This is a genomic window from Lacinutrix venerupis, assembly GCF_003663945.1.
Taxonomy (GTDB): domain Bacteria; phylum Bacteroidota; class Bacteroidia; order Flavobacteriales; family Flavobacteriaceae; genus Lacinutrix; species Lacinutrix venerupis.
This window is the reverse complement of record NZ_RCCH01000008.1, coordinates 145,671-158,897: the sequence shown is the minus strand read 5'-3', so window position 1 is coordinate 158,897 and position 13,227 is coordinate 145,671. Positions and strand designations below refer to the sequence as shown.

Genomic DNA, 13,227 nt, shown 5'->3' with positions numbered 1-13,227 from the left:
TTATTCTAATCTTACGTCTGAAACTGATGCTCCTGTTGGTATCATTGGAAAAACATTGTCTTCCTTTTCTACACAAACTTCTAAAAAGTATGGTCCATCTGTGTTTATCATTTTAGCAACTGCATCCTTTAAATCTTCACGCTTTGTAACTTTTTCGGCTTCAATAAAATACCCTTTAGCAATAGCTACAAAATCTGGATTTGTCATTTCTGTAGACGCATAACGTTTATCGAAAAACAACTGTTGCCATTGGCGAACCATACCTAAAAACTCATTGTTTAAAACCACAATTTTTACTGGTACTTTTTGCTGAAAAATGGTACCCAATTCTTGAATAGTCATTTGGTAACCACCATCACCAGAAATCGAAATTACTTCACGTTCTGGAGCTGCCATTTTTGCTCCTATTGCAGCAGGTAAACCAAAGCCCATAGTACCTAATCCACCAGAAGTAATATTGCTTCTTGTTTTGTTGAAATTGGCATAACGACAAGCTATCATTTGATGCTGGCCAACATCTGTTACAATTGCTGCATCACCTTTAGTTTGTGAGTTAATTTCTTGTAAAACTTCACCCATTGTTAAACCTTCTTTTGTAGGATGGATGTCGTTTTTTATTACTTTTTCATATTCAATAGCATATAAATCTTTAAACTTTTGATGCCATTCCGGATGTGTTTTTTCTTCTAAAAGCGGAAGTAAGGCAGCTAAACTTTGTTTTGCATCACCTAAAACTGCCACATCTGTTTTAACGTTTTTATCTATTTCGGCTGGATCAATTTCAAAATGAATCACTTTTGCTTGCTTAGCATACGTTGCTAAATTACCAGTAACACGATCGTCGAAACGCATACCAATTGCAATTAAAAGGTCGCACTCATTAGTTAAAACATTTGGCGCATAATTACCATGCATACCAACCATACCAATATTTAAAGGATGAGAGGTTGGAATTGCTCCTGCACCTAAAATAGTCCAAGCAGATGGAATTCCAGCTTTTTCAACAACCGCTTTAAATTCGGCTTCTGCCTGACCTAACGCCACACCTTGTCCCCAAACAATCATTGGTTTTTTTACTGAATTAATAAGTTTTGCAGCAGCTTCAACCTGATTATGATTTAATTTTGGAATCGGAATATAACTTCTTACACCTTTACATTTTTCGTAATTAAAATCGAATTCTTCAAACTGAGCATCTTTTGTAATATCGATTAAAACAGGTCCTGGACGACCACTTTTAGCAATATAAAAGGCTTTAGCTATAACTTCAGGAATATCTGAAGCTTTGGTAATTTGGCAATTCCATTTTGTAACTGGTGTAGAAATACCTACAATATCTGTTTCCTGAAAAGCATCACTACCCAGTAAATGCGAGGCTACTTGACCAGTAATACAAACCATTGGTGTACTATCTATTTGCGCATCTGCAATACCTGTAATCAAGTTAGTTGCTCCTGGTCCAGAAGTTGCAATTGCAACACCAACTTTACCTGAAATACGTGCATATCCTTGAGCAGAATGGGTTGCACCTTGCTCATGACGTGTTAACACGTGATGAATTTTATCTTGGTATTTATAAAGCTCATCATACACTGGCATGATTGCTCCGCCAGGATAACCATAAAGTGTATCTACACCTTCTGCTAACAAACATTTTATTATAGCTTCGCTGCCAGAAATACGCTCTGTAGTTTGCGTTGTGTTTGTTTCTTTTTTTATAGTTTTTGTATCCATAAATTCCTGCGCAGGCAGGAATCTCATCCTACCTTTATATATTTTACATATTGTTCTCGCGCTTTGCTTGAGACTCTTTTTCTTTTATTTAAAATTCATAGCTATTACTGCTACGATTATGAGATTCCTTTTTTACAAAGGAATTTTTAAAACTCGTCCGTTACACATCCTTTTGAGGCAGACGATACGGTTTTAGCATATTTGTATAACACACCTCGTTTAAATTTTAAATCTGGTGCTTTCCAGTACTGTCTTCTTTTTTGCAATTCTTCTTCTGAAACCTCCAAAACAATGGAGTTTGTTTCGGCATCAATGGTTATTATATCTCCATCTTTTACTAAGGCTATATTACCACCTTCTTGAGCTTCTGGAGTAATGTGCCCAACTACAAAACCATGCGTTCCTCCAGAGAAACGTCCATCTGTAATTAATGCCACATCTTTACCTAAACCTGCTCCCATTATTGCAGCAGTTGGCTTTAGCATTTCTGGCATTCCTGGTCCACCTTTTGGTCCTTCGTAACGAATTACGACAACATCTCCTTTTTCTACTAATCCATCACGAATACCATCATTGGCAGCATATTCGCCTTCAAAGACTTTTGCTTTACCAATAAACTTTAAACCTTCTTTTCCTGTGATTTTAGCAACAGAACCTTCGGTAGCGAGATTACCATAAAGCATTCTTAAATGACCTGATATTTTTATTGGCTCTTCAATTGACTTTATTACATCTTGACCTTCAGTTAAATCTGCAACATCCAATAAATTCTCTGCAATTGTTTTTCCTGTAACGGTTAAACAATCACCATGAATTAATCCTTTTTTCAATAGATATTTTAGAACCGCAGGAATTCCGCCAACAGCATGAACATCTTCCATTAGGTATTTTCCGCTAGGTTTTAAGTCGGCTAAAAATGGTGTGTTATCGCTTATATCTTGAAAATCTTTTAATGTAAAATCGATATCTGCTGCTCTTGCAATTGCTAAAAAGTGAAGTACTGCATTTGTAGAACCACCTAAAATAGTGACTAATCTTACAGCATTTTCTAGAGATTTACGCGTAATAATATCTGAAGGTTTAATATCTTTTTCTAATAACACACGTATGGCTTCACCAGCTTTAACAGACTCTTCTTTTTTAGCATCACTTAATGCTGGATTTGACGAGTTAAACGGTAAAGTCATCCCTAGAGCTTCAATAGCTGAAGCCATAGTATTTGCGGTATACATACCACCACAAGCTCCTGCTCCTGGACATGCTTTTTCTACAATGTTTTGATATTCGGTTTCTTCCATGGTTCCAGCAACTTTGCTTCCCCAAGCTTCAAAAGCAGAAACCACGTCTAGTTTTTTTCCGTTATGGCAACCAGAATCAATGGTTCCTCCATACACTAAAATACTTGGACGATTTAACCTAATCATTGCAATTAAAGCTCCTGGCATATTTTTATCGCAACCTACCACTGTTATTAAACCATCATAACTCATGGCTTGTACTACGGTTTCCATAGAATCTGCAATAATATCTCGAGATGGTAATGAGTAACGCATTCCTGGCGTTCCCATAGAAATACCATCACTAACACCTATTGTATTGAAAATAAGACCTACAACATCTTCGTTTTTAGTACCCTTTTTAGCCAATTTAGCTAAATCATTAAGATGCATATTACATGGGTTACCTTCGTATCCTGTACTTGCAATACCAATAATGGGCTTAAAAAAATCTTCTTTAGTTAAACCAATAGCATGCAACATGGCTTGTGCTGCTGGTTGTGTTGGGTCTTGCGTAACTGTTTTACTGTATTTATTTAATTGAATCATATTTATTTTTGCTGAAACTAAATTAATTGTTTCGTTTATTTTGAGTATTACTATAATTAAAATTAAGCTAAACTCAATGCAATTAACAAATATGTATATTGCTGCAAATCAACACTTTAAGCATCAAACGATATGATGTTCAAAAGCTTTTATTTTTTTAAAATTATTTATTATTTAATTTTTTCTTAAATGAAATTGCTGCTGTAGTATAACCTCCTTCGGTTGCATCAACAAAATGAATATGTTTTTCTTTTCGATCTTGAACATAACAAGACATTACCGAAGCATAAGTTGTATGTATGCCAAAAGTTAATTCTCCTTTATTTTCTCGATGCGTTAAATAAGTTTTTAATTTATCAATATCTTTTTCCTTTCCAACCATAACTGTATTTATAGTTCCATCCATCATAATTGTATCTGAGAGTTGACTAAGTTCTTCAAGATATTTTTTGCCTTCTTTAAAAAATTTAAAATATACTTTCCCTAAAACTGTAAGAAACCAATTTTTTGCTAAATAACCGATACTATACTTACCAATTTTGGCGTACATTTCTTTTCTTATTTTTGCTATACTAGAGTTTAATTTTAAGCTAATTGTAGAAATTGGTTGCCTTTTATCTAAGTTCCCAAATATAGAATTGATTTTGGTAATTACTTCTGCATAAACCTTAGCTTGTTGTATTTCGTTTTCACAAAATACCAAAAGGCAAACCACTTTTTTACCTTCATTCTCTGGAACAATTTCGTCCCATCGACATTCCATGCCTTCTAAATTTACTTCTTTTTTAGAGAAACTTTTTTTACTTGGTAACCATGAGGCTTTTATTTCGTCTTCAGCATATTTTAATCCGTTACCAAGAATTACAGGTATTGTTAATAAAGGATTTAATTTAAGTTTAGCTATTTTTAATTTAAAACCTGTATTTAAAATATCTTTTACAGACATTGTCCCTATCCTTAAATTAAGAGATAAATTATTTTGTACATGGACACGATGGACTTCTAAAATATCCATAACATTTTTGCGCACAGTAGCAGGAACAATAAATGTTGCTCCATCACCTCCAAAAAAATAAGGGATTTTAAAATGTCTTTCCTTAAGTTTAAACTCGTTTAACACAGCTACAATACTTCCTGTTGCTGCTAAATTAACTTCGTTATGAAGACCATTTTCTACCGCAATCGTAGAATTTTCTACATCTGCAACTACAACATACCAATTTTCTGGTACTTGAGTAAACAATCTTTCGTCTTCTAATAAACGTTGAAGTGTTATATTGTGCTTAATTAACTTATGGTAAAAAGCATTATTAACTTTCATATTATGCATTATTAATCAACATGATTTAGTTAATTAAACACTAAAGTATCACTAATTTATATAACTTTATCTTAAATATTCTTTTAAAGCACACATCTATAATTATAATATTATAATATTGTATATTAATTCAATCTCAAATTGAAAGAAGAAACAAATAATAAAGAATTTAAAGCTAAAAAGAAGAAATACCGATTCTTAAAAATTATCGGTAAAACAATTCTGTTCTTTTTAATATTATTTCTGTTAATTATATTATTTATAAGAAGTCCTTTTGGCCAAGATATTATTGTAAACAAAGCCACTTCTTATGTTTCTAATAAAACAAATACCAAAGTTGCTATTGAAAAGCTATTTATAACTTTTGATGGCGATATTCAGCTTGATGGCCTTTACCTTGAAGACAAAACAGGCGATACGTTAGTATATTCTAAATCTTTAGAAGCAAATGTACCTTTATGGTCTATGATTCGTGGAGAAAGTGTAGGTGTCGAAGCATTAGACTGGGAAGGATTACGTGCTAATATTATAAGAAAAGATTCTATAAACGGTTTTAATTTTCAGTTTCTAATTGATGCTTTCGCTACACAAACCACAACTCCTGTTGATACTACAACAACAGCGCAACCTCTAAATATTATATTAGGAAATCTTAATTTTAGAGATATTGATGTTGTTTACAACGATGCTATCTCTGGAATAGAAAGCCGATTCGATATAAGCAAACTAAATCTAAATATGGATGAAGTAAATGTTGATTCTATGGAGTTTAAAGCGTCAAGCATTGAACTAGATCAAGCTAATATAAAATTCTTTCAAACTTACGTTCCTGTTAATCCAAACGCAGAACCAACACCATTACCTAAGCTTTCTACAGACGAAATAGCACTAAAAAACGTTACAGCAAATTATAAATCGCAAGCCGATAGAATAGCTGCCAATGTAAATATTACAGATTTTTATGCAGAAATACCAAATGCCGATTTAGCAAATAACGCTATCAATATTAATACTCTCGATTTAAAGAATTCTACAATTGCTATTTACACCGAAACGGAAGACAATGCAATTATTCAAAAAGTTGAAGAAGTTAGTGAGGATATAAAACAAGATATTAAGAATTTTCAGTGGCCAGATTTAAGAGTTTCGGTCGATAATTTAAATTTTGAAAACGACAATATTAGTTATTTCATTGGCAATGCTAAAGCCAGCAAAACTAAATTTAATCCAAACGCATTAGTTTTTAACAACTTAAATTTAAAAGGACACACCATCTTTTTAGAAAATAAAAAAGGAGGCTTAACCATTGACACGTTTAATTTTAAAGAAACCTCTGGATTAAACTTAAAAGATTTTGCACTTGAGTTTAATGTTTCTGATGAAAAATTAACAATTGATAATTTAAAATTCAAGCTAAATAATAATTCAATTAACGGAAACCTAGTATTAAATTACAACACATTAGCATCATTAATCGAAAAACCAGAAAATTCTAAAATCAATTTAAACTTACCTAACTTTAATGTAGATTTAAATGAAATTTTCAAATTTCAACCTAATTTAAAATCTAATAATTATTTAAACACACTTAGCAAGAAACCTTTAAAAGGCACAATTAAAGCTAATGGCTATTTAGCAAATATTAACTTACAAAATGCTTTTATTAATTGGGGAAATACTACAAGAGTTTCTGCTAATGGAAACATTTTAAATGCTACAAATCCAAATGAGTTAAATTTAAATATTCCTAATTTTTCTGCAGAAACTACTAAAACAGATTTAGCCAAGTTTGTTAACGAAACGGAACTTGGTGTTGCGTTACCAGAAAACATTAAAATTACCGGAAATTTAAAAGGTGGACTAAAAAACATTTCTACAAATTCTAAAATTACAACATCACAAGGCATAGCAACTATAGACGGTTCGTTTAAAAACGCGGAGACTATTGCTTTTGATGCTAATGTGAAAATTAATGATTATAAATTAAGCGAGCTACTTCAAAACGAAACTTTAGGCAATTTAAGTTTAACACTAAAGGCTAACGGTAGCGGAAAAACTATAAACACTTTAGATGCTAAAGTAAATGCGGTAATTTCAAATTTTGGTTATAATCAATATGCAATTAAAGACCTTAATTTAAACGGAAATATTAAAGACGGAAAAGGAAAAATACTATCTAATTATAAAGATGATAATCTTAATTTAGATTTAGACGCATTAGTAACCTTAGACTCTATCGCTCCAGAAGCTAAAATTAATTTAAATATTATTGGTGCAAACCTACAAGGATTAGGTTTAATGAACCGAGACATAAGAACAGGCCTTAAATTAAAAGGTGATTTTAAAGGAAATGCTGAAACTTATAATTTTGAAGCAAATATTAAAGACGGTGTAATAGTTTACGATAATAAAACTTATCTATTGGGCAATATAGACGCTACTGGTTTTGTAAAAAGTGATACAACCTCCGTTACATTTAAAAATAAATTAATCGATTTAAACTTACAATCTAATACAGATCCACGATCTTTTGCTACGGCTTTACAAAAACATGTAAACAGTTATTTCTATCGCGATGTAAAAATTTCCGATTCTATAGTAAAACCTGTTCGTTTAAAATTAAATGGATACATTACACAATCTCCATTATTAAACGATGTGCTTTTAGTTAATGTTAAAGACTTAGACACCGTTTCTATAGCTGTAGATTTTGAACAAGAAGAGCGAAAGTTAATAGCAGATATTACTGCACCACATATAAATTATGCCGGTTACGAATTAGATAGCTTAGCGTTTAAAATGAATACCAACAAAACCGATTTAAATTTTGATTTTGGTTTTAAAGCACTCAAAGCAGGAGCAATAGATATTCAAAAAACTAAAATTTCAGCCGATCAAAAAAACAACGAAATGCTGTTAACAATCACAGCATTTAATGAGGAAGAAAAATTAATAAATGTAATTTCTCAAATTACAGGACATCAAGAAAAATTAACACTAAAAGTACTTCAAGACAATTTAACGTTTAATCAAGAACCTTGGAATATTCCATTAAATAATGAAATGATTTATACTGAAAATCATTTAGAATTCAACAACTTTAAAATTAGTAACGGTAACCAAGCTGTAGAGATTACAGATAACTTACAAAATATAACAAAAGAACACGTTGCGATAGATTTTAAAAATTTTAATCTAGCAGATTTTTTAAGTTATTTTAATACCGAAAAAACCTTAGCTTCCGGTATAATAAATGGAGATTTCATTTTAGAAGAACCTTTTAAAGACACAGGTATTCTTGCCGATTTAGAGGTTAATAAACTTGAAGTTTTAAAAGCTAATCTAGGCAAACTAGCCATAACAGGAAGATCGCTTGGCGGAAACAGCTACGCTTTTAACTCAACACTAAAAGGAGGTGATGTAGACTTAGATTTAGTGGGTGATTATACTGCAAATGAAACTGGAGCAAACTTAGATTTGGATTTAGATATTAATGAGTTTAAAATGATAGCTCTAGAAAAATTCTCTCAAGGCTACTTAAAAGAAACAGATGGAAACCTTTCTGGGACATTTAAATTAAGTGGCACAACAACAGAACCTAAATATCAAGGACAATTAAATTTTAATAATGCCGATTTTAATATCGCCATGTTTAATGCAGCATTTACATTAGAAAACGAAGCAATAAGTGTTAATAACGAAGGTTTAAACTTATCTAATTTTACTATAAAAGATAAAGACAGTAATAGCCTTGTCGTTTCTGGAGACATTGGTACAAAATCCTTTATCAATCCTACTTTTAATTTAAATTTAAAAGCAAAAGATTTTCAGTTTTTAAATGCCACAAAAGAGGATAACGATTTCCTCTACGGAAAAGCAAGTTTTGATGCCAATGGAAAATTAACTGGAGATTTACAAATTCCAAAACTTAATGCTAATGCAACTATTGGTTCTAGCACAGACGTAACTTATGTCATGCCTTCTGCAACCGTAAATATAGAGCAACGCGATGGTGTTGTAGTATTTGTTAATCGAGAAAATCCAGATGCTATTTTAACGCAAAGCGAAGAACAAACCGCAACTATAAAAGGATTCGATATTAAAACCTTTTTAAAAGTTGGAGATAAAGCAACGGTTACTATAATTATAGATGAAGATACAGGAGATTATTTTAAAGTATCTGGTCATGGTGATTTTGATTTTACAATGAAACCAAACGGGCGTATGAATTTGGTAGGAACATACAATGTAGATACCGGTTTATACGAAATGAATTTATACAACATTGTTAATCGAAAATTCGAATTAGCTTCTGGCAGTAAAGTCTCTTGGTCTGGAGACCCTTTTGATGCTAAGTTAGACGTTCGTGCTATTTACGATTTAAAAGCATCGGCATCACCATTAATGGCATCACAACTTTCTGGAGCAGATCCTGCAGTAAAAAGTAAGTATAGACAAGTTCTTCCTTTTTATGTTTATTTAAATATTGATGGCGAATTGCTTCAACCTAAAATATCTTTTAAATTAGATATGCCAGAAGACGAGCAAGGCGCTATTAGCGGCCAAGTTTATGGCCGAGTACAACAAGTTAATCAGCAGGAAGGTGAGTTAAACAGGCAAGTATTTTCATTACTAGTTTTAAACCGTTTTTATCCAGAATCTGGCAGCGATGGTAGTACAGGTGGTTTTGCAACTGTTGCTAGAGACAACCTTAACGATGCTGTTTCAGATCAATTAAATGTATTTTCAAATAAACTATTAGGCAATTCTGGTTTCGAACTCGATTTTGGTTTAGACAGTTATACAGATTATCAAGGTACGGCACCACAAGACAGAACACAATTAAATGTGGCAGCACAAAAAAGATTGTTTGATGACCGTTTAGTAGTAAGAGTTGGTAGCGAAGTGGATTTACAAGGAAGTAGTTCTACAGGCGAATCCTCACCATTAATTGGTAATGTAAGTCTAGAATACTTATTAACTAAAAATGGGCGTTATAAACTTAAAGGATTTAGAAGAAATGAATTCGAAAATATTATAGATGGACAAACCATAGTTAGCGGTATAGGACTTATTTTCACTCAAGAATTTAATAAATTTAGTGAACTTTGGGACGCTATACTCTACAACGAAACTAAAGCAGAAAAGCAGGAAAGAGATCGTTTAGAAAAAGAACAAGAGCTTAAAGACGAAGAAAAAATTGATCCTGAAAAAGAAAGCTTAAAAGAGAATTAGTAGTAAAAAAAATAGCACATACAACTATCTTAAATTTGAAAACAAAAACACAAATAATTCTAAGCATTATTATTGTAATAACACAATCATGTGCTGTAAAAAAATACATTCCAGAAGGAGAGTTATTATATACTGGTGCAGAAATAGAAATAAAAGCAGACAGTCTTGTAGAAAACCCTAAAAGCTTAGAACCTATTTTAGAAGCTGTAATAACTCCAGAGCCAAACTCTAAGTTTTTAGGTATGCGACCAGGTTTACATTTTTACTACAAAGTTCAAAAAGAAAAACCTGGATTTATAAACAGATGGTTATTTAAACAATTTGGAGAAGAACCTGTTTACCAAAGCGATGTTGAAGCCTTCGAAGTAGAAGATGTTTTAGTTAATAAATTAGAAAACAATGGGTTCTTTTACAGTCACGCCACTTCAGATTTTATTGAAAACAAAAACACAAAAGAAGCCTCTGTAGTATATTCAATTACAGTTCCTACACCGTATAAAATTGAGACCTATCAAGTAGACTCTTTACCTTCTCCTATTTATGAAGATATTAAATATGCAGTAGAAAAATTAAATTTTAAAAAAGGAACTCGATTTGATTTAGAAGGAATGAAAACCGAGCGCCAGCGTATTGATGCACATTTAAAAAACAAAGGCTATTATAATTTTAATTCAGACTTTTTAATTTTTGAAGCAGACAGTAACCAATACGATAACAAAAGCGTAGACTTATACTTAAAATTAAAAAGTGAAGTTCCCGAAAAAGCAATTGTCCCATATCGTTTAGGAAAAGTAATTATCTATCCTGATTACGAGCTACCTAAAGATTCTAAAGTTTTTGATAGCGAGCGCTACAACGAAAAAACATATGTTCAAGACCCTAAATTTTTCCGTCCAGATCGCTTAGATCCTTTTATTACTTTAAATGAAGGAGAATTATACAACCCTTTAAACTCAAAAAACACTGCTAGACGTTTATCTACAATTGGAGCCTATAAATTTGTTAATATTCAATATAAAGAGACAGATTCTATTGCAAATGATGGCTTAGGACTTTTAGATGCTAATATTTATTTATCTCCATTAAACAAACGCGCTGTTAGAGCAGAAATACAAGCAGTTACAAAGTCTAATAATTTTGCAGGTCCTGCATTAGTATTAACCTACAGTAACCGTAATTTATTTAAAGGCGGAGAAACATTAAACATAAGTACAAAAGCGGCATACGAAACTCAAATTGCAGGAAAAAACCAAGCAGGTTTAAGTAGTTTAGAGTTAGGAGCAGAAGCAGAATTTATTTTTCCACGTGTATTATTTCCAATTAAAATAAGTGATAATTATTTTAAATATGCCATTCCAAAAACAAAAACATCTATAGGTTTCGATTATTTAAACAGAAGCGAACTTTACACATTACTATCTGCAAATGCAAGGTTTGGCTATGTTTGGGATGCAAGTCGTTATGTAACACATACTATAAATCCTATTTCTACAAATTACACAAGATTATCCAATACAACAGAAGAGTTTCAAGCCATTTTAGACGACAATCCATTTTTAAAAAGCAGCTTCGATCAAGAGTTTATTTCTGGGCTAACCTATTCTTTTACTTACAACGAATTAGTGAACTCTAGTAAAACGCATCAATTTTATGCCAATTTTAATTTTGATGTAGCAGGAAATACAATTAGCCTATTAGGTAAAGAAAAGGAGGCTGGAGAACCCAAACAAATTTTTGGACTTGAATACGCACAATATGCAAAAGCAGATATAGATTTACATTATCATTTTAATTTTGGTAAAGATCAAAAAATAGCAACTCGTCTTTTTGCCGGTTATGGTCTAGCCTATGGGAATTCAGAAATATTACCATACACAAAACAGTACTTTTCTGGAGGACCATATAGTGTTCGAGCCTTTAGAATTCGCTCACTTGGTCCAGGCACATATTCCAACTCTGAGACAGAAAACGAAACTTTTTTTGACCAAACTGGTAATATTAGATTAGAAGCAAATATAGAATATCGTTTTCCAATATTTGGTTTCTTTAAAGGAGCCGTTTTTGCCGATGCAGGAAACGTATGGAACTCAAAAGAAAACCCATCGTTACCAGGAGGAGAATTCTCAAGCGATTTTTTAAGCGAATTAGGAATGGGTGCAGGATTTGGTTTACGTGTAGATGTACAAGGTTTTGTAATTCGTTTAGATTTAGCTGCACCATTTCATGATCCTGGAGAAGAAAAAGGAGAACGTTTAGATTTTAAATTAGACGAACCTATTTTAAATTTTGCCATCGGTTATCCTTTTTAATTATTTCTAATTTTTAACCTCTAAATTTAAGAAGTTAATAGTACAATCAATATTTTTTATGATTTCTTTAGGAATTAATTAATAACATTTTTATATTTTAGACCGATTAATACAAAATGAATGAATAATATGGAAACCCTACTGATTGAAGCTCAGGAATTTGAAGATATGAAAATGAGCAATATGTCTACTAGTGATCGTGTTGAAGCTTCTAGAAAAGCAAAAGCTATAATCTTAGGTTTAAACGAATTTTATAAAGAAAGTAAAGACGTTAAAATCATGGATGTTATGAAAAGAATAACAGAAAAAAAACAAAAAATTGAAAAGCGTCTTAAAGGAAGACCATCTGCTTAATAAAACTTTTAAAATCATAATAATGGATTCTATTTTGAAACAAAGTAGAATCCATTTTTTTGTTAGGAACATTACTTAACTTCGACAATATAAATTAATATATCAAAAATGAATAAAACATACTACGACCCAGCAGATTTAAAAAAATTTGGAAAAATTAGCGAATGGAATCAAGAATTAGGCGATAAATTTTTTGATTACTATGGTAAAGTTTTTGAAGAAGGACATTTATCTGCCCGTGAAAAATCACTTATAGCTTTAGCTGTAGCGCATACAGAACAGTGTCCATATTGCATAGACGCCTATACTAAAGATGGTTTACAACGTGGTATTACCAAAGAAGAAATGATGGAAGCATTACATGTTGGAGCTGCCATAAAAAGTGGAGCAACATTAGTACATGGTGTTCAAATGATGAATAAAGTAAATAAATTAGATGGCTAATAAA

The 13,227-nt window shown here is 31.8% G+C and carries 7 protein-coding genes; 4 read left to right on the top strand and 3 right to left on the bottom strand.

Annotated elements, in window-relative coordinates:
• The 3 genes from ilvB to CLV86_RS12705 all read right to left on the bottom strand — a co-directional run bounded on the left by ilvB (window position 1) and on the right by CLV86_RS12705 (window position 4,881).
• Window positions 1-1,734 carry a biosynthetic-type acetolactate synthase large subunit gene (gene ilvB / locus CLV86_RS12715; RefSeq protein ID WP_121052840.1) on the bottom strand — a complete coding sequence of 578 codons (1,734 nt, stop codon included), beginning with the start codon at window positions 1,732-1,734 and terminating at the stop codon, window positions 1-3.
• A 146-nt stretch (window positions 1,735-1,880) separates the two neighbouring features.
• The gene (gene ilvD, locus CLV86_RS12710) at window positions 1,881-3,557 is read right to left on the bottom strand and encodes a dihydroxy-acid dehydratase (protein ID WP_121052935.1); all 1,677 of its coding nucleotides are present in this window, start codon (window positions 3,555-3,557) and stop codon (window positions 1,881-1,883) included.
• 166 nt (window positions 3,558-3,723) lie between these two features.
• Entirely contained in the window at window positions 3,724-4,881 is a 1,158-nt protein-coding gene (locus CLV86_RS12705; RefSeq protein WP_121052933.1) for a DUF3095 family protein, read from the bottom strand.
• A gap of 141 nt (window positions 4,882-5,022) precedes the next feature.
• Here CLV86_RS12705 and CLV86_RS12700 point away from each other — a divergent pair, with 141 nt between their 5' ends.
• The 4 genes from CLV86_RS12700 (at window position 5,023) to CLV86_RS12685 (ending at window position 13,223) form a co-directional block, all read left to right on the top strand.
• Window positions 5,023-10,116, top strand: a complete 5,094-nt coding sequence (locus CLV86_RS12700) for a translocation/assembly module TamB domain-containing protein (protein WP_121052839.1) — start codon at window positions 5,023-5,025, stop codon at window positions 10,114-10,116.
• Between the two features lie 35 nt (window positions 10,117-10,151).
• Window positions 10,152-12,425, top strand: a complete 2,274-nt coding sequence (tamL, locus tag CLV86_RS12695; protein ID WP_249037481.1) for a translocation and assembly module lipoprotein TamL — start codon at window positions 10,152-10,154, stop codon at window positions 12,423-12,425.
• A gap of 129 nt (window positions 12,426-12,554) precedes the next feature.
• Window positions 12,555-12,779: a hypothetical protein gene (locus tag CLV86_RS12690; protein ID WP_076734449.1), complete on the top strand. Its 225-nt coding sequence runs from the start codon at window positions 12,555-12,557 to the stop codon at window positions 12,777-12,779.
• Window positions 12,780-12,887: 108 nt separating this feature from the next.
• Window positions 12,888-13,223 (top strand): arsenosugar biosynthesis-associated peroxidase-like protein, encoded by a 336-nt coding sequence (locus CLV86_RS12685; protein ID WP_076734211.1) that lies wholly within the window; start codon window positions 12,888-12,890, stop codon window positions 13,221-13,223.
• The last annotated feature ends 4 nt before the right edge of the window (window positions 13,224-13,227 follow it).

Coding starts and splice junctions, on each gene's coding strand:
- CLV86_RS12690 (WP_076734449.1), top strand. CDS start 12,555: ATGGAAACCCTACTGATTGAAGCTCAGGAATTTGAAGATATGAAAATG.
- ilvB (WP_121052840.1), bottom strand. CDS start 1,734: ATGGATACAAAAACTATAAAAAAAGAAACAAACACAACGCAAACTACA.
- CLV86_RS12705 (WP_121052933.1), bottom strand. CDS start 4,881: ATGAAAGTTAATAATGCTTTTTACCATAAGTTAATTAAGCACAATATA.
- CLV86_RS12685 (WP_076734211.1), top strand. CDS start 12,888: ATGAATAAAACATACTACGACCCAGCAGATTTAAAAAAATTTGGAAAA.